The 23,528-nt window shown below is 63.5% G+C and carries 20 protein-coding genes, 1 tRNA gene and 1 pseudogene; 19 read left to right on the top strand and 3 right to left on the bottom strand.

Annotation, left to right across the window (positions count from 1 at the left end; all coding sequences use genetic code 11):
- A pseudogene (locus JNK99_RS17565) lies at positions 1-137 on the top strand (coenzyme A pyrophosphatase); the annotation flags it as partial.
- On the opposite strand, the gene JNK99_RS17560 reads toward JNK99_RS17565, so the two are convergent.
- Entirely contained in the window at positions 134-754 is a 621-nt protein-coding gene (locus tag JNK99_RS17560; protein WP_291855792.1) for a hypothetical protein, read from the bottom strand. The pseudogene JNK99_RS17565 and the gene JNK99_RS17560 overlap by 4 nt on opposite strands.
- 12 nt (positions 755-766) lie before the next feature.
- Between JNK99_RS17560 and JNK99_RS17555 the strand changes: the two genes are divergently transcribed.
- The 4 genes from JNK99_RS17555 (at position 767) to ybaK (ending at position 3,948) form a co-directional block, all read left to right on the top strand.
- Positions 767-1,693 carry a CobD/CbiB family protein gene (locus tag JNK99_RS17555; protein WP_291855789.1) on the top strand — a complete coding sequence of 309 codons (927 nt, stop codon included), beginning with the start codon at positions 767-769 and terminating at the stop codon, positions 1,691-1,693.
- 24 nt (positions 1,694-1,717) lie between these two features.
- Positions 1,718-2,899: an acetyl-CoA C-acyltransferase family protein gene (locus tag JNK99_RS17550; RefSeq protein ID WP_291855786.1), complete on the top strand. Its 1,182-nt coding sequence runs from the start codon at positions 1,718-1,720 to the stop codon at positions 2,897-2,899.
- 109 nt (positions 2,900-3,008) lie between these two features.
- A complete protein-coding gene (locus tag JNK99_RS17545) occupies positions 3,009-3,446 on the top strand; it encodes a PilZ domain-containing protein (protein ID WP_291855784.1) in 438 nt (145 codons plus the stop codon).
- Between the two features lie 19 nt (positions 3,447-3,465).
- Entirely contained in the window at positions 3,466-3,948 is a 483-nt protein-coding gene (ybaK, locus tag JNK99_RS17540; protein ID WP_291855781.1) for a Cys-tRNA(Pro) deacylase, read from the top strand.
- 23 nt (positions 3,949-3,971) lie between these two features.
- Here ybaK and JNK99_RS17535 read toward each other — a convergent pair whose 3' ends face one another.
- Positions 3,972-6,257 (bottom strand): mechanosensitive ion channel domain-containing protein, encoded by a 2,286-nt coding sequence (locus tag JNK99_RS17535; protein WP_291855778.1) that lies wholly within the window; start codon positions 6,255-6,257, stop codon positions 3,972-3,974.
- 436 nt (positions 6,258-6,693) lie between these two features.
- Here JNK99_RS17535 and JNK99_RS17530 point away from each other — a divergent pair, with 436 nt between their 5' ends.
- The 10 genes from JNK99_RS17530 (at position 6,694) to JNK99_RS17485 (ending at position 18,177) form a co-directional block, all read left to right on the top strand.
- A complete protein-coding gene (locus JNK99_RS17530; protein ID WP_291855775.1) occupies positions 6,694-7,515 on the top strand; it encodes a FecR family protein in 822 nt (273 codons plus the stop codon).
- A 133-nt stretch (positions 7,516-7,648) separates the two neighbouring features.
- Positions 7,649-9,412 carry a CHASE2 domain-containing protein gene (locus JNK99_RS17525; protein WP_291855772.1) on the top strand — a complete coding sequence of 588 codons (1,764 nt, stop codon included), beginning with the start codon at positions 7,649-7,651 and terminating at the stop codon, positions 9,410-9,412.
- A 281-nt stretch (positions 9,413-9,693) separates the two neighbouring features.
- Positions 9,694-11,523 carry an ABC transporter ATP-binding protein gene (locus tag JNK99_RS17520; protein ID WP_291855770.1) on the top strand — a complete coding sequence of 610 codons (1,830 nt, stop codon included), beginning with the start codon at positions 9,694-9,696 and terminating at the stop codon, positions 11,521-11,523.
- A gap of 14 nt (positions 11,524-11,537) precedes the next feature.
- Positions 11,538-12,608, top strand: coding sequence for a phospholipase D-like domain-containing protein (locus JNK99_RS17515; protein ID WP_291855767.1), 1,071 nt, complete (start codon positions 11,538-11,540; stop codon positions 12,606-12,608).
- A 36-nt stretch (positions 12,609-12,644) separates the two neighbouring features.
- Positions 12,645-13,154: a DUF1269 domain-containing protein gene (locus tag JNK99_RS17510; protein ID WP_291855764.1), complete on the top strand. Its 510-nt coding sequence runs from the start codon at positions 12,645-12,647 to the stop codon at positions 13,152-13,154.
- Positions 13,155-13,211: 57 nt separating this feature from the next.
- Positions 13,212-13,343 carry a CcoQ/FixQ family Cbb3-type cytochrome c oxidase assembly chaperone gene (locus JNK99_RS17505; protein ID WP_291855762.1) on the top strand — a complete coding sequence of 44 codons (132 nt, stop codon included), beginning with the start codon at positions 13,212-13,214 and terminating at the stop codon, positions 13,341-13,343.
- A 131-nt stretch (positions 13,344-13,474) separates the two neighbouring features.
- A complete protein-coding gene (locus JNK99_RS17500) occupies positions 13,475-14,008 on the top strand; it encodes a hypothetical protein (protein ID WP_291855759.1) in 534 nt (177 codons plus the stop codon).
- A gap of 554 nt (positions 14,009-14,562) precedes the next feature.
- Positions 14,563-15,546, top strand: coding sequence for a threonine dehydratase (locus tag JNK99_RS17495; RefSeq protein ID WP_291855757.1), 984 nt, complete (start codon positions 14,563-14,565; stop codon positions 15,544-15,546).
- A 153-nt stretch (positions 15,547-15,699) separates the two neighbouring features.
- Positions 15,700-17,121 carry a glutamate--cysteine ligase gene (locus tag JNK99_RS17490; RefSeq protein ID WP_291855754.1) on the top strand — a complete coding sequence of 474 codons (1,422 nt, stop codon included), beginning with the start codon at positions 15,700-15,702 and terminating at the stop codon, positions 17,119-17,121.
- Between the two features lie 12 nt (positions 17,122-17,133).
- Positions 17,134-18,177, top strand: coding sequence for a M14 family metallopeptidase (locus JNK99_RS17485; protein ID WP_291855751.1), 1,044 nt, complete (start codon positions 17,134-17,136; stop codon positions 18,175-18,177).
- Positions 18,178-18,250: 73 nt separating this feature from the next.
- Here JNK99_RS17485 and JNK99_RS17480 read toward each other — a convergent pair whose 3' ends face one another.
- On the bottom strand, positions 18,251-19,792 hold the full coding sequence (locus JNK99_RS17480; RefSeq protein WP_291855748.1) for a GGDEF domain-containing protein: 1,542 nt from the start codon (positions 19,790-19,792) through the stop codon (positions 18,251-18,253).
- A 209-nt stretch (positions 19,793-20,001) separates the two neighbouring features.
- On the opposite strand from JNK99_RS17480, the gene JNK99_RS17475 reads away from it, so the two are divergent.
- From JNK99_RS17475 to JNK99_RS17460, 4 genes are all read left to right on the top strand, one after another.
- Complete coding sequence (locus tag JNK99_RS17475; protein ID WP_291855745.1) at positions 20,002-21,006, top strand: tRNA-dihydrouridine synthase; 1,005 nt, start codon at positions 20,002-20,004, stop codon at positions 21,004-21,006.
- The gene (locus JNK99_RS17470) at positions 20,996-21,667 is read left to right on the top strand and encodes a methyltransferase domain-containing protein (RefSeq protein WP_291855741.1); all 672 of its coding nucleotides are present in this window, start codon (positions 20,996-20,998) and stop codon (positions 21,665-21,667) included. The genes JNK99_RS17475 and JNK99_RS17470 overlap by 11 nt, the downstream gene beginning before the upstream one ends.
- A gap of 101 nt (positions 21,668-21,768) precedes the next feature.
- A tRNA-Gly gene (locus JNK99_RS17465) sits at positions 21,769-21,842 on the top strand.
- 550 nt (positions 21,843-22,392) lie between these two features.
- Positions 22,393-23,361 (top strand): IS5 family transposase, encoded by a 969-nt coding sequence (locus JNK99_RS17460; protein ID WP_291855794.1) that lies wholly within the window; start codon positions 22,393-22,395, stop codon positions 23,359-23,361.
- Positions 23,362-23,528 lie beyond the last annotated feature (167 nt).

The raw sequence follows: 23,528 nt of genomic DNA, 5'->3' as shown, positions 1-23,528 counted from the left end.
AGCAACACTCACTGCACTATCGAGGCAAGTTGCGGCACTACTACGCGATGCCCTACAGGGAGCGCTTCATCTGGGGTGCAACGGCCGGGATCATCATGTCGCTCTACCGGGCACTGGAGTCCCGCGCCACCGGCTAGTCGAGCACCAGCTCGATCTGTTGCAGAAACTGCTTCGCCTTCGTCTGGTCGGGCGCCGCACGCAAGGCCGCACGCAGTCGGCCGACGTACTGCTGAAGCTCGGCGATGGTTCGCACCTGTTCGATCTCGGCGACCAGGGTGGCCGACTCCGCGCCGAGCAGCTCACGCAGGCTGCGGGCTGCGTAGCTCTTGGCCAGGCTGATATCCTCCTCGGCCGAGGAGGGCTGCGGATCAATAGCGGCGGCCGCCGTGGCACTCCCGGCCACCGACTGCACCTGAATGAAGCCGCCAGACAGCAGGCTGGCAATCTGCCGTTTTCCTTCGCTGGTGGAACTGCTCAGCGTGACCAGTTCATTGCCGGTGCGGTGGCCATCGATCATGATCAGCATTGCGCGCACTCGTGACGGCAGGTGATTCGCGCGGGTGGAAATTTCGTCGAGGCCTTTCGGCGTTTTGACAAAGACGGACGACATTTTCATTGCAAAAAGCTTCTCGGATGCGTCAGGAAGATGTTGCGGGAAGTGGCGGCTTTCTGCAAGCCCCGATGAACTTATGGTATGGTGCCTTTTTGGATAGCGGGCCAACGCGGGTTGCTGCGCGTGGATCGCGGCGCCCAAGACCGACTTCGCATGAGTTTCTTTTCGCTGCTCGCCGCCCTGCTGCTCGAACAGTTGCGGCCTCTGGCCTATCGTCCGCTTGTTCAGGAGCCGCTGGCTCACCTGGCCGCCTTCCTCGAAAGTCGCTGCAATGCGGGCGAGCGGCGCAACGGAATCATTGCCTGGTTGATCGGAGTCGGCGGTTTGCTGCTCGTCAGCGCCGGCGTGCATGCCGCCCTTGTCGAAGTCAGCCCGCTGCTCGCCTGGCTATGGAACGTTGCCGTTCTCTACATGGCGCTGGGCTACCGGCAGTGCGGCCGGCATTATATCGAGATTCAACGTGCACTGGGTAGGGGCGAGGTGCTTCAGGCGCGCCACCTGCTTGCCGAATGGCGGGGGCACGGCGCGGATGGACTTTCGTCGTCCGAAATCGCCAGGCTGGCGATCGAGGAGGGCTTGTGCACGTCGCATCGCCACCTGTTTGGCGTCATCGCGTGTTTTCTGGTCCTGCCAGGTCCCACCGGGGCAGTGCTCTATCGTGTATCGGCGTTTCTCGCTGCTGCCTGGGGTAAGTGCAACGACGCAGAAAATGACGATTTCGCGAGCTTCGCCCGGCGAAGCTTTGCTATTATTGACTGGCTTCCGATGCGTCTCACCGCGGCGAGCTTTGCCATCGTCGGAAATTTCGAGGATGCAGTCTATTGCTGGCGGACGCAGAGCCACCGATGGCCGGCCGACGGTCTCGGGATCGTCGTGGCGAGCGGCGCCGGTGCACTGGGAGTGCGCCTCGGCATATCGTTGCTTGAACCCGGCGAACCCGTCGGGCGAGCGGAAATTAGTACCGGCGAAGAAGCAGATGTTGGGTTCATGGAGAGCGCCATCAGTCTGGTTTGGCGGGCGCTGGTGCTGTGGGTGTTGTTGTTGCTGTTGGTGGGCCTTGCCAGTCTGGTAGGCGGTTGATCGATTAATTACAGGAGTTTCTTCATGACTAGAGAAGTCGTTGTACTAAGCGCGGTCCGTTCAGCCATTGGCACCTTCGGTGGTTCACTAGCCAACATGGAGCCGCATGAGCTGGCAGGCACCGTGATGAAGGAGTCGATTGCCCGTTCCGGTGTCGATCCGCAGCAGATCACTTACGTCACTGTCGGCAACTGCATTCCGACCGATTCGCGCTTTGCCTACGTCGCCCGTGTCGCTTCGATCCAGGCGGGTCTGTCGATGGATTCGGTCGCCATGGCAGTCAACCGGCTGTGCGCTTCGGGTCTGCAGGGCGTCGTGACGACGGCCCAGAACATCATGCTCGGCGATGCCGACTATGGTGTGGGTGGGGGCGTGGAAGTGATGTCGCGCGGCTCCTACATGCTGCCGGCCATGCGCTCCGGCGCTCGGATGGGCGACAGCAAGGCGATCGACATGATGGTGGCCACGCTGACTGACCCCTTTGGCGTCGGACACATGGGCGTCACGGCCGAGAACCTGGCGACCAAGTGGAACATCAGCCGCGAAGAGCAGGATGCTTTTGCCGTCGAGTCGCAACGGCGTGCTGCCGCTGCCATCGCCGAGGGTCGCTTCAAGTCGCAGATCGTGCCGATCGTCATGAAGACCCGCAAGGGGGATGTCGTGTTCGATACCGACGAGCACGTCAAGGGTGCGACCACGCTGGAAACCCTCGCCAAGATGAAACCAGCTTTCAGCAAGGACGGAACCGTCACCGCCGGCAATGCCTCGGGCATCAATGACGGTGCGGCTTTCCTCGTGCTCGCGGCCGCCGACGTGGCTGCCAATGCTGGCCAGAAGCCGCTCGCCCGCCTGGTTTCCTACGCGGTTGCCGGCGTGCCGAACGACGTCATGGGCGAAGGGCCGATCCCGGCCACCAAGCTGGCGCTCAAGAAGGCCGGACTGTCACTCGATCAGATGGACGTGATCGAAGCCAACGAGGCCTTTGCCGCACAGGCCATCGCGGTAAACCGGGGTCTCGGCCTTGATCCGGTGAAGACGAACCCGAATGGCGGGGCGATCGCGTTGGGTCACCCGGTCGGTTGCTCGGGAGCCTTTATCGCCATCAAGGCGATCTACGAACTGCAGCGGGTGGGCGGCAAGTACGCTCTGGTTACCATGTGTATCGGTGGCGGACAGGGGATCGCGGTAATCTTCGAGCGCGCCTGATCCACATCCTGCGGCCACCACGCGGGAAACCCGACGGCCTGCCTGGCCGCCGGGTTTTTGTTTGTCGCCGAAGACGCTGGCCGCCTTGGTCACGCGCCGCCTGAAGTGATTGACCGCCTGCCGTTCCGGCGATGGCATTCGCCTCTACGGCGCGCTACCATTGCATTTCACCCGTTACGCTTCGGGGGGTGAGGACATGGGTTCGGCACAATGGCTTGTGCGCAATTTCCTGCGGCACCTGGCGGACATTCCGATCGAGATCGATAACGACGGCCCGTTGCGCCAAGCCGGGTGGCCGATCGAGAATTTCAGCCCAGGCGGGCTGGCGTGTCGTTGCGAACACCCGCTGCCGGTCGGTGCCGGCGTTATACTGCTCACCATTAGGCTGATCAGGCTGCTGTTCCGCGCATCGGGTTCGGTGGCGTGGTGCCGTCGGGCGGGCTGCGACAGCCAAGGCCGTGGGCTTGATGCCGAGACTGCTGCTGGCGAGTGGATCGAGCGTTTTGCGGTGCAGTTTCCGATGCTGGAACAGTCGACCAGCCACTGAATCCGGCATCGAGCAGAGCATGGTACAGGAGAGAAACCCGGTCACCCCAGCGGTCCGCGTACTGCGCGCTGCCAGGATCGAATTCACGGATCATCCCTACGCCTACGAAGAACACGGTGGAACGGCGGCCAGCAGTCGTGAATTGGGCGTGGACGAGCATCTGGTGATCAAGACCCTGGTCATGGAGGACGAGCGCCGAAGGCCGCTGATCGTTCTCATGCATGGCGACCGCGAGGTGTCGACGCAGAAGCTCGCCCGCCACCTGAGCGTCAAAATGATCGCCCCGTGCAGGCCAGAGGTCGCCAGCCGACACTCAGGCTATCTGGTGGGTGGTACCAGTCCATTCGGCACGCGCAAGTCGTTGCCGGTTTACGTCGAGCGCAGCATTCTCGATCTGACAAGGATTTACATCAACGGTGGCAGGCGCGGCTACCTGGTTGGCATTGCGCCGCGCGCTCTGGTCGATCTGCTCAAGCCCGAACCGGTTGACGTGGCCACGTGATGGATGATCAATGTTGCCGGCGGCTAGCCCTCCGCTGCCGGTGTCAGCCGCACGGCCAGCGGCTGTGATGTGTCGAGGCGCACATCACGCTGCGGGAAGGGGATGGCGATTCCGGCGGCCGCCAGGCGCTTCTCGATGGCATGGCGCAGGTCGCTGTCCACGCGCCGTGCGACCAGATTGGCGCCGAGTTCGACCCAGTACACCAGCACCATGAGCAGCGAGCTGTCGCCGAAATCCTCGAAGAAGACTTCGGGCGGCGGATTCTTCAGCACCTGTCCATGGTCCGTGGCACAACCGGTGATGATTTCGGCGGCCTGGTGTACCGGTGCGCCGTAGGCGATGCCGACGCGCACCTCGCGCCGGATACGCGGATTCGAGTAAGTCCAGTTCACCACCTGGTTTTCGAGAAAACTCGAGTTTGGAACCAGGGCTTCGACACCGTCGAAGCCGCGTACGGTCGAAGCACGCAGGTCGACGGCCACGACATGACCGGTCGTTCCACCCAGCGCGATGATGTCGCCCACCCGGATCTTGCGCTCGAAGAGAATGATGATCCCGCTGATCACGTTCTTGATGATCGTCTGTGTGCCGAAACCGATGCCGATTGCCAGGGCTCCGCCCATGAAGGCGAAGACGGTCAGTGGAATGCGGGCCAGATTGAGGATGAAAATGACCAGCAGGATGCCCAGTGCAATCATCGCCCAGCGACGCATCACGCTGGCCATTTGCTCGTCGACATGGAAGCGCTGCACCATGACCCGCTGCAGTCGCCTGGAGAGGACGGCAAACAATCCGTAGCCGAGCGCGAACAGGAGCAGCCCGCCGATGCTCTTGCCGACGGTGACCCCGTGGCTGACCGTCACCGCTTTGCCCTCGATGATCGTCGAGTCCTCGACGACGAACATCTCGAAATTCCATAGCCCCTTCAGCGCCTCTCCCAACTGCAGGGCGGCGAGTTTCCAGTCTGCGGAGCTGGCGCTCCTGCCCTGGAACCCGAAGTCCTCCAGCCAACGCTCGACCTGGCGCTGCAGCCGCGTGCTGAGGCGATCGACGCGCTCGTAAGCCAGCACGCGTTCGTTCAGAGTGGCGAGCAGCTCGGCATTCCGGGCCGCCGCATCGGCATCGAGCGCGCTTCCGTCGCGCCGTAGTTCCTGCTCCTTGGCCTCGACGCGCGCCGCCCTCTGCAGTTCGTCGATGATCTGCTGGCGGCCGGCAAGCTCGTCCCGGGTTCTGCTCAACCAGCCGATCACCTCCTGGCGAGTGGTCGCATCTGCGGAATGCAGACCGACATAGCGTTGTGCCCAGGCGTCGCTCGCTGCCTGAATCACGACCTGCAGCCAGCTCAGGTTCATCAGCCGGACGCGCTCGGTTTCCAGTCGGGCGTCCAGTACTTGCAGCCGCCGGGCGTCCGCTGCGCTGTTGCCAATCCGAGCAACCTGCCTGGCCAGTCGCTCACGCTCTGCCAGGCGTCGGACGTTGGCCGCCGTGATGGTATCGGACTCGGCAGTCAGCTTGCCCAGCTCTCTACGTAGAGCAGCCTGTTGCTGCTCGAGCTCCTCCTTGCTCAGCCATTGCTCGGGCAAGACCCGGGCAAGCACGCTTTCGATCTCGGCATTGAAGGTCTGCAAACCCTTTCTCTCGACAGCGACCCTGTCCAGACCGAGACCAAGAGTGGCAAGCTCTGCCTCGGCCAGTTGCCGGCGGAGGGCGGCGACTTCCCCGTTCTGACGTTCCTTGTCGATTTCTTCCTTGCCTCTGGCGCGTGCCAGTCGGTCTTCCGCCAAGCGGACGGCCTCGCTGGCCCGCCGCTGCTCGTCGATGCGGCCAAGCTTCATCGTTTCGAGTGCCCGTTCGGTCGAAGTGAGCCGCTGCAGGCGTTGCCGGGTGGCATCGTGCTCGTCGCGCAAGACATCGACACGCATGGCAGAGTAGGGGGGAGGACCGGCGAAATCGGCGGCCAGAACCTGCTTGCGGGTGTCCTCGGGGCGTGATCTCGCAATGCTTTCCACCTCATCGAGCAGCTTGAGCTGTTCGCTGTAGGCGATCACCAGACGATCGAGCAGGCGCTGGCGGTCGCTCACCGCAAGCGCCTGTCCTTCGCTGGCGGCTGCTTCCTGGGTGCGCCCGGCGTCTTGCCGGCGTCGTGCTTCGGCCAATTGCTCTTCGGCCCTGGCGCGCAGATCGACGGGTTCTGCCGGCGTGGCTGCCACCGGCGGCTTGCTTCCCGTCTTGGGCAGCGGGAGCTGGGCATCTACCGGCGAGCCGAGCAGGAGCGCGATCAGGGGGAGCAGTGCGCGCCAGGCGATCATCGGGTCGCACCCGACGAAAGGTGCGGCGCGCGGCCCTCGGGACCCGAGGCAACCGCGGTGCACCCTGACGGTCGCCCCCGGAAGCTTGTCACGCGAGCGGCTCCGTGCAACGTCAGGCCGGGTGCCGCCATCATCCTGTGGGGGGACCCGCCGCGCTGCCCGCCGTCCGTTGGTTGCCCGGCAGCAAGATGGGATCGCTCGAGAAACATTCGCCTTTGCCTTCTCCTTTCCTGCCGAATATACTGCAAAAGCAAGCTGATCAGCCGTTCCAGGCTGGCGCCGGACGGTCGAACGCCGTCTCGCCAGGTCTGGTCGAACGCGCTGCCACGTTCGGTCGTTCCCGGGCAGGCATGCCTGGTCCCGGCGGTGCAGCACAGATGGAGGCACGCGCATGCCACTGCACGCAGATCGAAGCCGCACCAGGAAGTACCCACCCTTGGCGCGCTGGTTCAACATCGCCTGGCGGCTGCTGTTTTGTCTCAGCCTCGGCGGCTGTGCCTCCATTACCCTGAATGCCGTCCAGGATGGCCGGCTGGTCGTCGGCGGACCGCTTTCGGGGGTCGAGCTGAGTCGCCAAGGAGTCCGGTCGCCAGTCCACGACAACATGGGTTTGCAGCCGGGCGACGAGCTTCAGACGGATTCGCAGACGATCGCCGTGCTTAGCTTCATGGATGGGGCGAGGGTTTTCGTGCAACCCGCGACACGTATCAGGGTCGGCTCCATCTTCGTCTATTTCGGTGAAGTACTGGTTAAGGTCAAGGGCTACTTTCAGGTCGACACGAAATACACCACGGCGGGCTCGGAGGGTACGCAGTATCTCGTCCGAGCTTATCGCGCTGATCAGGTGAGGGTGGTGGTCGCCGAAGGCAGGGTCGCACTGCTCTCGCGCGCGCAGCGCTGGCGCAAGACGGTTCTCGGTCCCGGGGAAGGCGCCTGGATGATCGGGACGGCCCCGCCGGACTTCGAACGGGAGCCGGTCGGCGCGGATGAGATCACGGATCTTCGCCGACGCATTCACGATCTGGACGCCCTCGTGCCATGGCCCAGGAGCGCCGGGCCTGCACTCGGTGGAGCGATCGCCATTGGTGCGGGCATCGGCTTCGGACACTGGCTCAGGGATGACCACAAGGACGAGCAGCCCGAGCGCAGTTCGGGCGATGGTCGGAAACCTCCGGGGCGGCTTCCCTCACCGCCGGACGCGTTACCGATCGGTGTCAAGCAAAAGCCGCCGGTCGAGCAGAGCGACCGGCTACGGTGAAACGCCGGCCTGACACCACGCCCAAGCCGGTCATGCGGCGCACGACAGCGGTGTGCACCCGCGGCGGTCGGTTTGCTGCCCAAGCGACCGCAGCCGGCCTCCGGCAATGCCTGGCCGCTTGAGCAACACAGGCGTGTCCAGAATCTTCATCAGCTATCGTCGCGCCGACAGCCTGGCTTATGCGGGACGTTTGCATGATCACCTCAGTCAGCATTTCGGGGCCGGGGAGGTTTTCATGGACATCAACGGGATCGGCCCCGGCGAGGACTTTGTCAGCGTGCTCGACAGCAGAGTCGCCAGCAGTGACGTGCTCATCGCGCTGATCGGCCCGGTGTGGGCGAGCGTGGCCGATGACAAGGGCCGCCGGATCGATCAGCAAGACGATTTCGTACGCTACGAAATCGCTCGCGCGCTCGCATTGGGGAAGCGCCTGATCCCGGTGCTCGTCGGCGGTGCAGCCATGCCCAGGACGGAGGAACTTCCGCCCAGCCTTGCCGGACTCGCCCGTTGTCAGGCGCATGTCGTCGACGACAGACGCTTCGCTTATGATCTTGACGCGCTGATTCGTGCGATCGAACACCGGCCATCGCTGCTCGGGCAGTTTCTCGAACTGGCGAACGCCGAGCGCTGGCGCCGGTGGCGGCAGGCGAGTACCGGCGGGGTCGCGCTGCTCATGCTGTTCCTCGGCTGGGTACAGTTGTTCGATGTCTTCGGGCTGGATGCGCGTATCGAGAGTTACACCATGGCGTTGGGCGACCTCGTGGCGAGCGTTCCGGTGAGCGAACGGATCGTCGTCATCAGTTTTGACGAGCGCAGCGAAGCCCGGCTGGGACCGCCAGGAGTTGCCTGGCGCAGCGAGCACGCGCGGCTGATCGACAGGCTGGTTTCTGCCGGCGCCAAGGTTATCGTCTTTGACCTTTTCTTCGAGCGACCAGGTCCTGCCGATGCCGAGTTTGTCGCGGCGATCGAACGCGCTCGGCAACAGGGCAGCCAGGTTGTCGTCGGGGTCAGGCAGATGCTTGATGGCCGGGCCGCGGTATTTCCCGGTCTGGAAAAGGCAGCTAGCGGCCTCGGCCTGCTGTGCATTGGTGGTCGGGTGGGCTACGCTTCGGTCGCGCCGCTCGCGGTCATCAAGTCCACGGGCGCCACTGCTGGGGGAAATGACTCGCCCGTGGTCGGCGACAACAGCTTGATGGCCCTCTCGCTGCTGGCCTCCGGTGGCCGGACCCTGGCGGTCGACGAAACCCGACGAACGCTCACGGTTGTCGGCGAACAGGGTCGTATCCTCTGGCAAGGGTCGCTTGCGCTGGTGAAAGAGCAGTTCGAGGCGTCCGGCGAGTTGAGCGACGACTGCCCGCTGCTGGTGGCGGGCGATCGGGTGGCCGAGTTGATGATCAGAATGGCGCCGGTCAGCATCTGGCGCGCTGCGTTGCGTCGCTACGATTATGAGCAGGTCGGCGGGCCAGACGGCGGGTTCGCGCCGGGCCAGTTGGCCGGCAGGATCGTCCTGATCGGTGATGGGCGACCGGGCAAGGACGACTTCCGGACCCGGCGCGGGCTGCAGCGCGAGGTGCGTCACGGTGTCGAGCTGCATGCCGATGTGGTGAACAACCTGATTCAGGGGATCCAGGTTCGCCGCCTGGAAACCGTCTCACAGTTTCTGCTGCTGTTGCTGCTCGCTGCCGCCGGTGGCTGGCTGCGCGTCTGGCCGCCCGGTACCTCGGCCCTCGTCCGGGGGACGCTGGTCGTCTCGCTTCTGCTCGCCTATCTCGGCCTGACGGTCGTGCTTTACACGAGCTATGGCCTGCTGCTCAACACTGCGTATCATGTTTGCGCTTTCCTACTGGCCTATTTCCTGCTCGGCCGACTCGTGGCACAGTCGGTGCGCCCGGCTTGAGGCAGCAAGGAAGTTTGTGGTCGAGAGGCGAGCCAGGAGCGGCTGCCCGGGCCCGGCAGAGCAGCGCTGTGCCGGGAAGTTTCTTGTCGGTGGCAAGCGCTTGGCACCCGCGCGGCTTGGCGCTACACTCACCGCCTGATGTGGGGTACGGTTGGGGGTCACGGCTGTTCGCCATCGCTGCTGGACGAGCACTGTCGAGTTTGCGGTGACCGTCTGCCAGCGGTCGAAGAACATACCCGCAAGACCATCTCGCCTGACGAACAGGACAAAGGATCGAATCGATGGTGCAGACGACTGGTGGCGAAGGCAAGCCGTCTTCGTCGAGCAAGATTCGCCTGGTCAAGCAGTTGCTCGGACCCTACCAGCGCTGGGTGTTGCTGATTCTGGGAATGATGTTCTTCGAGACCATGATGTCCCTGGCCGGCCCGTGGCCACTCAAGATCATCCTCGACAACGTGGTTGGTAACCACAAGGCGCCTGCCTGGCTGGATGCGCTGCGCTTCATCGACCTGGGTGGCGACAAGATGGAACTTGCCGCCGTCGCCGGAGTGGCAGTGCTGGTCATCGCCGTGGTGGGGGCGCTGGCAAGTTACATCGACAACTACTACACCGAGAGTGTCAGCCAGTGGGTTGCCCACGACCTGCGCATGCGGGTGTATGACCACCTGCAGCGTCTGTCTCTCGGCTACTACGATACTCACCAGACGGGCCCGATCCTGTCCACCCTGACCGCCGATGTCAAGACCATCCAGGGCTTCGCCTCGTCGGGAACGCTGGGCATCCTGGTCGACCTGTTCACCATCGTCGGGATGCTCGGCATCATGTTCTGGCTGGACTGGGATTTCGCACTGATTGCCGTCGGGGTGACCCCCTTCCTGCTGATGTTCGTGGCGCGCTTCAACCGGGAAGTCAAGGACGCGACACACGCGGTTCGTCACTATCAGAGCGACATCGTCGCCGTCGTCCAGCAAGGACTGGAATCGATCCGTATCGTCAAGGCTTTCGGCCGGCAGCAACTCGAGAAGGATCAACTGGCCGAGGTCAGCCACGCCACGGTCGACGCTGCACTGGCGGCGCGCAAGGTGAAGTCGCTGCTCTCGCCGGCGGTGTCGATCACTGTTGCCGGATGTACCGGCTATGTCCTCTGGCGTGGTACGGGGTTGGTGCTGCAGGACCTGATGAGCGTCGGTGCGCTGACCGTTTTCCTGACCTATCTGAGCAAGTTCTTCAAGCCAGTGCAGGATCTGGCCAAGATGAGCAATACCATTGCCCAGACGGCCGTGGCGATCGAGCGCATCCAGCTGATTCTCGATACCGACGACATCCTGCCCGAAACGGCCGCGGCGCGAGACCCGGGACCCCTGCGCGGTGCGATCAGTTTCGAGCACGTGGCATTCAGCTACAACCCGGAAGCCAAGGTGCTCACCGACGTGGTGTTCGGCATCGCGCCCGGCCAGACAGTCGGTGTCGTCGGACCCACCGGGGGAGGCAAGTCGACGGTGGTGAGCATGATTCCGCGTTTCTACGATCCGACCGGCGGTGTCGTACGGATCGACGGCGTCGACGTGCGCGAGTACGATCTGCAGGCACTGCGCCGGCAGATCGGCTTCGTGCTGCAGGACACTGCGCTGTTTCATGGCACCATACGTGAGAACATCGCCTATGGCCGTCCCGGCGCGACCGATGACGAGATCGTCGCGGCGGCGCGCCTGGCCAATGCCGACGAGTTCATCTCGCGTATGGCGCACGGTTACGACACAATGGTCGGCGAGCGCGGCATGACCCTCTCCGGTGGCCAGCGACAGCGCATCGGCATCGCGCGTGCGGTGATCCGCAATGCCCCGATCCTGATTCTCGACGAACCCACCGCGGCGCTTGACACCGAATCCGAAAAGCTGGTGATGGACGCGCTGCAGAAGCTGATGCAGGGACGTACCGTGATCACCATCGCGCACCGCCTGTCGACCATTCGCAATGCCGACAAGATCATCGTCCTGAAGGGTGGTGTCGTCGCCGAACAAGGCAATCACCAGGAACTGGTGGCCCTGGACGGCGTGTACGCCGAGCTCTATCGCACTCAGGTTCAACCCGTGCCGTCCTCCGGCGCATAGCCTTGGGAGTCTCCATGCATCGTTCGCTGATTGTCCTGCCCGACGACACTGGCCAGCCCATCGTCGATGCCATTGCCGCGGCGAAGGAATCGCTGCGCATCAAGATGTTCCTTTTCTCCGATCCGGATCTGCTGGCAGCGGTGATCGCTGCACAGCAGCGCGGCGTCAAGGTACGGGTGATGCTCAATCCGGCACGGCGCAGCGGCGAGGTCGAGAACAAGGCGAGCCGCAAGGCGCTCGAGGACGCCGGTGTGGAAGTCGCCGACAGCAATCCGGCATTCGACATCACGCACGAAAAGTCGCTGGTAGTGGACGGCCAGACGGCCTTGGTGCATTCGCTCAACTGGGAAACCAAGAATCTCACCATCACCCGCGACTATGCTGTGGTCACCTCGCACCAGCATGAGGTGGAGGAGATCGTGCAGTGTTTCGACGCCGACTGGACGCGCGAAAAATTCGATCCGGGCGAGGAATCGCATCTGATTTGGTGCAACACCAACGGCCGCAACCGGGTGGCACGGTTCATTGACGCCGCCCAGGAATCGCTCCTGCTCCAGAACGAACGTTATCAGGACGAGGTGATCATCGAGCGTCTGGTACGCGCCACACGCCGCGGCGTCAAACTGCATGTGCTGGCACGTCCGATGCACTTCCTGAAAGCCGGCAAGCTGGTCGAGGGTGTCGAGGGGCTGCGCATTCTCGAGGACCTCGGAGCCAAGGTGCACCGACTCAAGGGACTCAAGCTGCACGCCAAGATGATGCTCGCCGACGGCAAACGGGCGATCATCGGGTCGATCAACCTGGCACCAGGCAGCTTCGACAGCCGGCGCGAGCTGGCCATCGAAGTGCACGACGAGGCAGTCATCCGGCGCTTGTTGCAGGTGGCGGAACACGATTGGCAGAACTCCCGTCCGCTCGACCTGTCGGATGAAGGCCTGCTCGCCGACCTCGAGGAGAATGAGCCCGAGGTGGCGGAAATGCTGGCCCTGGATGCACGGAAGAATAATAATCACGGCGAGCATGGGCACCACCGGCGCCATGATGACGTCACCAACAACGGACATAAGAATCATCGCGGACACTGAATCATTCGACCAACCTGTCTCAAGGAGAACCTGTTAATGAGCAATCTGGTAGTTGTTGCTTACGACGATCAATTCAAGGCCGAGGAAGTACGCACCAAGCTGCGCAAGCTGCAGCAGGATTACCTGCTCGATCTCGAAGACGCCGTGGTGGCGGTCAAGGACGACAAGGGCAGGGTCAAGCTGCACCAGCTGTACAACCTCACCGCCAGCGGCGCGTTGAGTGGCGGCTTCTGGGGGACGCTGATCGGGCTGATCTTCATGAACCCGCTGCTTGGCCTGGCCGTTGGCGCCGGTGCCGGCGCAGTCAGCGGCGCGCTTTCCGACGTTGGCATCAACGACGATTTCATGAAGGATCTGGCCGCCACTTTCAGGAACGGCAGCTCGGTGCTCTTCGTGTTGGTACGCAAGGCGACGCCCGACAAGGTGCTCGAAGAATTGCAGGGCACCGGTGGCAAGGTGATCAAGACCTCGCTCACCCATGAAGAGGAGGCCAAGCTACAGGCCGTACTGGATGCCACGCGGGCGTCGACTGCCGGCGAGGCCTGAGAAGCGCTGCTCAGGGCAGCCCCGCGGGGTTTACCTGACGAGCTGAATGAAAGCACCTTGGAACTGACCATCTACCATTTCATCCTTGTCGCTGCATTCATTGGCATCGTGGCCTGGGTGTTCGGCCGCAAGCGCAAGGCACGCTTTGAGCGAGACGCGAGAATTCCTTTCGAAGAAGACAAGGATTGATCCGCGTTCTTGTCTTGCCAAGGACGCGGCCCGCTGCCGGCGAAGGCAGCATCGCCAACCTCCTCGGGTTTGCGCCCGTTTCGGGCCTGGGTTTGGTGCGTAACGAGAAAAGATAGCGGAGGATCACGATCATGCGCAGGTTCCTGTTCTTCCTCCCCGTGCTGCTCGGCACGACGATGGTCTCGGCGCAACCGGTGTATGAAACGCATGACCGTGAAGGCCCGGTCTTTTCGGACATGCCGGGCCCTGGCGCGAAACCGCTGTCCCTGCCGCCAGTCAATCTGATGGATGGCGTGCCAAAAGCACCCGCCGTGGCTGCTCAGCCGGCAAGCGCAGCAGCTTATACCTATGCCACGCTACAGATCATGCAGCCGCAGGACGGCGGTACGATGCACTCGAATACCGGACAGATCGACATCGTGGTGGCGCTCGACCCGACATTGCGCACCGATCGGGGTGACGCGATCGCCGTCAAACTCGACGGCACGGTTCTGCCGACCAAACGCGTGACGCCACAATTCGAACTCAGCCCGGACGAGTGGCAGATGGCGGGGAGAGACCAGGACGAACACCAACTCGAAGTTGCGGTGGTGGATCGAGCAGGCAGGGCATTGTTGATCTCTGCTCCGGTACATTTCTTCGTTCATCGTGCGACACGTCGCTGATCGGTCAGCAGGCGTGACCTGCCTTGCCGAAGTCTGGCGCGAATCTGGCTTCATCTAAATGCCAGACGGCAGTCGAACTGCAGGCGGCGGTGGGCCGGCTCAACCTGCCACATGCGCCTGAAGGTCTGCTCCATCAAGTCCTCCTCGCTGCCGACCCGGAATTGTGCTGCCTCTGGCTGGAGCGCGGTCGAGCACCGGCACGCCGAAGCTGTCCCGACCCGATGCCTGGGCCCGTTGTTTCGACCTTTGATTGGTCGACCGCGGCGACAACACGCCGGGACCACTGACCATGAACAAACTGGACGTGCCGCCCTGCCGATCGTGGCTGCTCCTGCCTCCGGCACTGATCGCGCTGTCCTCGGCCCGCTGGAGGGGCGCGCCTTGACGCGGCGATCGGTCTGGGTGCGTAGCAAGCTTGAGTGGGGGCACATGGCGCCGCCGGAGGCGGAGCTTTTTTGTTAAGCTGTCGGTCGCTGATGATCAGACCGGGGCAGGCATACGCCGCTTGGGCGGGCGGCAGTCCGCGGTCGCTCGCTTTGCCCATTTACCAGAGGATGGCTGGCATGCTCCCCAAACTTGACGACATCGAAGCCGCGGCGCGCATCGTGCATGCGGCGATGCCGCCGACGCCACAATATTGCTGGCCACTGCTCTGCGAGCGCCTGGCGAGCGAGGTCTGGGTCAAGCATGAAAACCATACCCCGGTTGGCGCCTTCAAGCTGCGCGGTGGTCTGGTTTATTTTGCCGATCTGGCAACGATTGGTGCGTGCGGCGGGGTGATCAGCGCGACCCGCGGCAACCACGGTCAATCGGTGGGCATGGCCGCCAGGCGTTACGGCCTGGCGGCGCGCATCGTGGTACCCCACGGCAACAGCATCGAAAAGAACGCCGCCATGCGCGCTCTCGGTGTCGAGCTGATCGAACATGGCGAAGACTTCCAGTCGGCGCGGGAATATGCTACCCGGCTGGCTGGTGAACTCGCTTTGCATCTGGTTCCATCCTTCCATCGGCTGCTCGTCGCCGGTGTGGCCAGCTATGCGATCGAGTTGCTGCGCGCAGTGCGCGATCTGTCAACAGTGTATGTACCGATCGGTCTGGGTTCCGGAGTCTGCGGCATGGTTGCGGCACGCGATGCGCTCGGGCTGCAAACCGAGGTGGTCGGCGTGGTGTCGGCGCACGCACCGGCCTATGCCGCTTCCTTTGCCGCCCGGCAGTTGCGCGAGGCGCCGGTCACCACCCGCCTCGCCGACGGCATGGCGTGTCGCACGCCGGAGCCCGAGGCACTCGAGATCATCTGGCGCGGTGTCGATCGCATCGTCGAAGTCAGCGACAGCGAAGTCGCCGCGGCAATGCGACTTCTGTTTACCTGTACGCACAATGTTGCCGAGGGGGCGGGGGCAGCCGCCGTCGCTGCAGCCTGGCAGGAGAGGGGGCAGCGACCACGGCGCCGCATCGCGGTGGTCCTGTCGGGCGGCAACGTGGACCGTGAACTGTTTGCCGAAGTACTGCGCGATGATCGTGTCGCTGCCGGGGAGTGAGCACCGATGGTGGCCGCACGCCTCGCGGGAAACCTTTCAATCTTGCGGCATTTTCGCCGCGACCTGGCCCGGCAAGATCGGCGATGATCACACGGTGCATGCGCCTTGCTGACCAGCCGGTGGCTGGCTGACCGGTGGAAGAGGGAGGGGTCGATGGGAAAGGAGATCGACAGCAACGGTTTCACGACGGACGACTTCGTGCGCTTCAACGGACGATTGGCAGAGGAAACGAAGCATGCCCAGCAAGCCTACTTCCGCGGTGGCTTCGCCAGCCAGGAAGTGGTGGCGGGTTTCGAGCTCGAGGCCTGGCTGATCGACGAAAACCTTCTGCCTGTACCGCGCAACGTGTCGTTTCTGGCGCGCATGGCAAGTCCGCTGGTGGTTCCCGAATTGTCGCGCTTCAATGTCGAACTCAACGGTACTCCGCAGCCTCTGTGCGGCAACGCACTGTCACAACTGGAGAACGAGCTCACCGCAACCTGGCAGGAATGCCTGCGCGTTGCCGCCCATGACGCCGCCGCGTTGATTGCCATCGGCACATTGCCGACCTTGCGCGAGGCCGACCTTTCGCTGGCCAACATGTCTCCGTCGCGACGTTATGCGCTGCTCAACGATCAGATCTTCCTGCTGCGCGGCGGCCGGCCGTTGACCCTCGACATCAACGGGATCGAAAGCCTGCGTACGACCCACACCGACGTCATGCTTGAGGCGGCGACCACCTCGTTTCAGGTGCACCTGCAGACACCGGCCGGCGAAGCGGCGCGCGCCTACAATGCATCGCTGATCCTCGCCGCGCCGCTGGTCGCTCTGGCCGCCAACTCACCTTTCCTGTTCGAGCGTGCGCTGTGGCACGAGACACGGGTGCCGCTCTTCGAGCAGGCGGTCGATTGTTGCGATCCCGGCTGTCCGCAGCACATGCGCGTCACTTTCGGCTCCGGCTATCTGGCTGCCGATCCGACTGCCTGCTTTGCCGAAAACCTCAGGAACTATGCTGTCCTGCTGCCCTTTGAAATGTCGACGCCGGTCGAATCCTACGCACATCTGCGCCTGCACAATGGCACCATCTGGCGGTGGAACCGAATGCTCATCGGCTTCGACCAAGCGGGGCAACCGCACTTGCGCGTCGAACAGCGAGTGATGCCCGCCGGACCCAGCATCATCGACATGATTGCCAACGCCGCTTTCTACTACGGGGCCGCCTTCATGCTCACCCGGCAGGTGGTGGCACCCGAAGCACAGCTTTCCTTCGACCTGGCGCGGGACAACTTCTACCGCGCAGCGCGTTACGGTCTCGCCGCACAACTATCCTGGCTCGACGGCCAGCGCGTGTCGGCGGCAGACCTGCTCGAGCACCAACTGCTGCCGCTGGCGCGCGAAGGCTTGCAAAGACTCGATCTGTCGGCTGCCGATGTGGCGCGTTATATGGAAGTGATCGCCGGCCGTTTGCGCAACCAGCGCAACGGCGCCGTCTGGCAAATGGCGCACTACGCGAAACACCATGATTTCGTTCGGCTGACCGCCGATTATCTTGACCACCAGCGCCATCTCATGCCGGTGCATGAGTGGCCGATATGAACTGCAAGCTTCATGCTGACCGTCCTCGACCAACTCCCTGCAGTCTTTCTCGACACTCCGGCGCGCGAACTGCATCGTCTGCTCCCCGGTCCGACCCTGATCCACCTGCCCGGACGTCGGCGGCAGCCGCTGTTCGTCTCGGTGCTGTTGCATGGCAACGAGGACAGCGGCGTGGTCGCCCTGCAGAAGGTCCTGCGCATCAATGGCCGGCGACCGCTGCCGCGCGCACTTTCAATCCTGATCGGCAACGTTGCCGCGGCGCGTGACGGAATGCGGCGGCTCGAAGGCCAACCCGACTACAACCGCGTCTGGCCGGGAGGCGAGGCGCATCGCGATTCTCCCGAAGCCGCGGCGATGAGCGAGGTGTATCGCCTGATGCGGGAGCGTGGCGTATTTGCCAGCATCGACATCCACAACAACACTGGCCTCAACCCGCATTACGCCGTGGTCAACCGGCTGGACCAGGCGGTCCTGCAACTGGCCCTGCTGTTTTCGCGTACGGTTGTCTGGTTTCGCGGCCTGGCCGGCACGCAGACCACCGCTTTTTCGTCAACCTGCCCGGCGCTCACCGTCGAATGCGGCAAACCCGGCAAGGCGGCCAGCGAGGAGCACGCAGCGCGTTTCATCGAAGCCTGTCTGCATCTTGCGCAGTTCCCTTCGCACGATGTGCATGAACACGACATCGACCTCTATCACACCCTGGCGACGGTACGGGTGCCGGACGCGGTGTCGTTTGGCTTCGGCGATGCCCGGGCCGACATCGACTTCGAGCCACAGCTCGACCACATGAACTTTCGCACGCTCGAAGCCGGTACCGTTTTCGGACGGACGCGCCTGCTCCTGCCGGTCACCGTGTGCGATGAGAGCGGCGCCAACGTGACACACGAGTTCTTCACCTGCCGTGATGGCGAACTCAGCCTGCGGCGCGCGGCAACGCCGGCGATGCTGACGCTCGACGAACGCGTCGTGCGACAGGACTGCCTGTGCTACCTGATGGATCGGCTACCACTGCCGTGCCGTCAGGTGGCGGCGCGCGAGTTATGTGCGAGTGTCTAGCGCCGGTCGTGCAAGCTGCGATCTCGCCCGTCGAGGGCGCGGCGGCGGCCCTGCCTCGCCTGACGGCAGACTGCTAAGCTCCCATCACCCTGTTTTTTCCCGACCGTTTGGCCAGGTACATGGCCTGGTCGGCCCGCCTGAGGGCGTCCTGGCCCGCCTCGTCGGCGCTTACCTGTGCAACGCCCGCGCTGAAGGTGATCAGGATTTTCTCGTTACCGGCGAGGAAAAAGTTCTTGGTGAGTTCTCGCTGCAGTCTTTGCATTGCCGCAATTCCCTCGTCGAGACAGGTGTCCGGCATCAGGATGACGAATTCCTCGCCACCGTAACGGGCCAGGGTATCGACCGGGCGCATGCAGTGGCGTACCACCTGCACCAGGTGGATCAGGGCGTCGTCACCCGTGGCGTGGCCGAGGCGGTCGTTGAGTTGCTTGAAGTTGTCGACGTCGAGCAGCGAGAGCGACAGTGGTTCCTGCTTCTTGCGTCGCAGGCTGGCAATCTCGCGTGCCAGAGCCTCGTCCAACCCGCGGCGGTTGAGCACGTCGGTCAACGCGTCGTGGCGTGCCGAAGCGCTCGCGTGTTGCAGCTCGTGTTGCAGTTTGGCCAGTTCGGCATCGGCTTTGAACACTCTGGCCTGCAGATCCCCGAGTTGGTCCCGCGCTGCTGCGGTGTCTTCGGCCATCGTACGGGTGGCATCGATCACCTGTTGCAACAGAGGGGTCAGGTCCTCCACCGTTCGCACCTCCGCGATCTGCCGCGCGCTTTGCTCGAGATTGCTCTGAAAGTCCGTGCTCGACTGGTTCATCATCGCCAGTTGGTCGATGAAAGCCGCGAGCATCTGGCGCATCGCCTCCTGCGCCTCGCGGGTGCGCAGCTTGGCTGCGCGCTGGCGGGTAATGACGTCCTGCAGGCGGCGCTCGACATCGTCCAGGCGACGCAGCGTGAGTGGAGGAAGCACGGCTCTGGCAAGCGAATCGATCTGGCCTTGAACACATTCATCGTCGACGCTCAACGCCGCAATGTTTTCGATGATCAACTGCAGCAGCTTGAGCAGGGTCTGCCGGATCTCCCCTTGTTCCTCGACAGTCAGCGACAGCCGCTGGCTGAAAGTGGTCATCTGGGCGAGCAGCGCCTGGATGTCGGCGGACGGGGTCTTGAGCGTCGCCAGCATTTGTTGCCCCTGGTTCGACAAGGACTCATCCTCGTCCACGAGCGCGGGCAGCAGACTTTCGACCAGACGGGTCAAGCGGGCCAGCAGGGCCTGGTGGAGTTCCTGTGACTGGCTGCCAGTCGAGCTTGCGGGAGGTGGGGAGGCGCTCGACCGGCTGCTCTTGTCCACCGTGGTGAGAGCGACCAGGGCATCGAGCACCCCCTGCCAGCTACGTTTGGCAATGGCGGCATTCAGCGGTTCGAGGTCCTGCTCTTGCCCCGCACGGTGAGCGCCCAGTGCGCTTGCGATGTAACGTAGTGGCGCCTCCGGGAATCCCGCCACATTGGGAAGTTTGGCGACTTCGTTGTAACACGCCTGGTAGTTCGCCGGTGTGGGAGGCAGCTTGCGCAGTGCGAGCTGGCGGAGTGTTTCGCGTGCGACTTCGAGTGGATTCTTGGTGTCGATCATCAGGAGACTGCGAGGGTCGAAAGGCAGGGCTGCCGAAAGCCACTAGCCGGCAGCAACTCCCGGACGGTGTCGCCTTCCCGGGGGACATCCGAATTACGGCGAGTGTACTACCAAACGAGTTCTGGGTGGTCGCCAACCAGCCACGCCGGCTGCCGCTCGCAGGGCAGATGGCGCCTCGGGTAGAATCGACCCGTACGTTCGGAGAGGATATGGGAAGACTGCTGCTGGCCCCGATGGAAGGCCTGGTTGACGACGTTCTGCGCGACGTGTTGACGCGCGTTGGCGGGTATGACCTGGCGGTCAGCGAGTTCATCCGGGTCTCCGGCAGCCTGTTGCCGGCACGTGCCTTCCGCCGGATCTGTCCGGAACTCGACCGTGGCAGTTGTACGCAGGGAGGAACCCCGGTGGTTGTTCAGTTGCTCGGCAGCGATCCGGCGTGTCTGGCCGACAACGCGGCACAATTGATCGAACTGGCGCCAGCGGGGATCGATCTGAATTTTGGCTGTCCGGCGCCAACGGTCAATCGCCACGGCGGCGGGGCAACCCTGCTCGCCGACCCGGAACAGCTTTTCCGCATTGTCGCAGCGGTACGCCGGGTCGTTCCGGCGGGCGTGCCGTTCTCGGCCAAGATGCGGCTCGGTGTGCGCGACACCGCGCGAACTCTGGACTGCGCACGAGCGCTGGCCGCGGGCGGCGTGGGTTCACTGGTGGTACATGCGCGCACCAGAGACGAGGGCTATCGACCACCGGCACACTGGGAGTGGGTGGCGCGCATCGACGAGGCCGTACCGCAGCCGGTCGCGGCCAACGGCGAAGTGTGGACGACGGATGACCATGACCGATGCCGCGCTCTGAGTGCCTGCCAGGACGTGATGCTCGGGCGCGGCGCGGTGGCCGATCCCTTTCTTGCCCGGCGCATCCGCTTGCTGGCTCTGGGTGGTCAGCCGGCCAGCGATCGCTCGCCCGATTGGCGACTATTGCAGCCGTTATTGGCCTGCTACTGGCGGCAGGTATGCGGCAAGGTTGCACCGCAGCACGCGCCCGGTCGCCTCAAGCTGTGGCTGGGTGCCCTGCGGCGCAACTTCGCTGAGGCCGACGCCCTGTTTCTGGCTGTTCGTGCGCTGCGTAGCGTCACCGAGGTGAGCCGCCAGCTCGAGCTGCACGGCGTTTCCGTGGCGCGTGAGGCGGACCCTGTAGACGCCGATGTACGCTAACTCGCGCCTTCCGGTCAGCACGCAGAGCGGTATCCATCCGGGTCTGCCGGAGCTGCTCGACCGCCATGCACGGGCGGGTTTTCGCAAGCCCATTGCCGGCTACAATCGCGCTGCGTTCGCCGAAAGTTGGGAGCGCTATCGGCGAGCAGGGGCCGACACGCCGTTGATCCTCGACTCGTGTTGCGGTGTCGGAGAGAGCAGCGTCGTCCTCGCCAGGGAATTTCCGCAGCACTACGTGATCGGGGTGGACCAATCCGCGTCGCGGCTGGCCCGCGGCAGGCGAGGCGTTGCCCACTGGCCGCCCAATCTTGACCTGGTCCGCGCCGATGTCGTCGATTACTGGCGCCTGCTGCACGCAGCCGATGTTCGTCTGGCGCGCCATTATCTGCTTTACCCCAACCCGTGGCCAAAGAGCACCCACCTCGGCCGCCGCTGGCACGGCCATGCGGTCTTTCCCAGCCTGCTGGCCCTCGGCGGCCTCCTCGAGTGTCGCAGTAACTGGCCGCTCTATCTGGCAGAGTTTTGTCTGGCGGTGCATCGGATGACCGGGCGGGCTGCCGCCTGCGAAGCCTGCCTCCCCGCTTCGCCGATGACCCCTTTCGAGCGCAAGTACCAGGCCTCGGGCCATGCACTGTGGCGGTGCCGGGTCGATCTGGATTGAACCGGACTGGCTGTCCGTCGGATGCGGTAGCCAGCGTGCCTTGCAATCGGGCGTGCTGGCCGTTGTGGAGCGGCGCCCAAGCTCGTAGAATAGTGCCCTGCGCGGGCGTCGTATAATGGTAATACCCTAGCTTCCCAAGCTAGAGCCGAGGGTTCGATTCCCTTCGCCCGCTCCATCTACTATATAGATCAATAGGTTAGGTTGTATTTACGGTATCAGGTGTCCGTGCACGTGTCCGAAAGATGCCGAGAAAACCGTTATCAGCACCCTATCTATACCAGCGAGGCCGCTTGTTCGGTTTCCGCTGGACCTGCTCCCCACGCCTGGCTGAACAGATCGGCCGCCATGAGCTGCGTCGCTCACTGGGCACTGGCTATCTTGCCGTTGCGGTTCGACGAGCTATCGAAATTGCTGCGAAAATCAGGGTTTTGGAAACAAAGCTTGATTCTTGCGACATGCGCGAACTCAAACGCACCGATCTTCTGACGGTTCTCAACCACTATTTCCATACCGCCCTGGCTGACTCGGAGCGTTGGCGCACCGAAAGCGATGGGTTGACCCCGGCAGGGGTCGAGGCTGAGTTGATCGCGTTGGAATTCATGGCACGCGATACCCGAGAGCGGTTGAGCTTGCACAGGTCCGATGAGCCGTATGACAACGGCGTTGGTGTAGTATGTTGGCATTATTTGGGGTGTAACGTAGTTTGGCTGTCCGAGGAGGTTGGCATGGCAATGCGAGTGAAGCCAGAGACTGGCGAGGTGGGCCTCAAGCAGCGGTATCGGGTGACGAACTGGTCGGAGTACGACCGGGCGCTGGTCAATCGAGGCAATCTGACGATCTGGTTCGACGAGGCGACTATCCGGGACAGTTGGACGCCTCCACTTCCGATCGGACGCGGCAAACCCGGGTGGTACTCGGAGACCGCCATTCAGACGTGCCTGACGATCAAGACCTTGTTCCAGTTGCCGTACCGCGCCACGGAAGGACTGATCAAGTCGCTGATGCGCCTGTGTCAGCTGGACCTGACGGTGCCGGACCACCCCCACATGTCGCGACGGGCGGCGCAGCTTTCGGTGAAGATTCCTCGTCGGCCGCGCAAGGGTCCAATGCATGTGGTGGTCGATTCGACGGGACTGAAGATTTTCGGCGAAGGCGAATGGAAAGTGCGTCAGCACGGGGTGGGTAAGCGTCGCACGTGGCGGAAGATCCCTCTGGCGGTTGACGAGACCAGCAAGGACATAATCGGCATCGAAGTGACCACCACCGCCTGGGGCGACAGCAAAATCTTGCCAGGGCTGCTTGACCAGATCGAAGGCGAGATCGCCCAAGTCTCGGCCGATGGCGCCTACGACAGCCACGGCTGCCATGCGGCGATCGCCGAGCGGGACGCGCGTGCCACCATCCCGCCACGCGACGGGGCGGTCACGTGGGGAGATGCCCACCCCCGCGACGCCATCCTCCAGGAAATCGAGGCCAAGGGACTCGACGGCTGGAAGAACGATAGCGGCTACCACCGGCACAGCATCGCCGAGAACATGAGGTACCGGCTGAAGCAACTGGGCGACCGCCTGTACTCCCGAACCTTCGAGCGGCAAGTGACCGAAGCTCACGTTCGCGCAGCCATCCTCAACACGTTTACCTACTTGGGCATGCCGCAATCTGTCCGGGTAGGGCAAATTGCGTCCGCTGCATGAAGCAGCGCGGGAAAAAGGGGAAGTCGTGCCGAAAATGAGAAATCTAACCTTATGGAAGATTAGCAGTGACTAATAGTGCACCAACGCCTCGTGCCTGGGAAAACCGCTTGCGTTGCTGGCCGCACCTGCTGCGCAAACTGAGGGGCCTGGCCGAATCGAGCGATGCG

Origin of the sequence: Accumulibacter sp. (assembly GCF_016789985.1) — a bacterium.
Classification (GTDB): domain Bacteria; phylum Pseudomonadota; class Gammaproteobacteria; order Burkholderiales; family Rhodocyclaceae; genus Accumulibacter.
Note: the sequence above shows the minus strand (reverse complement) of the source record. Positions and strands in the feature narration are given on the sequence as shown.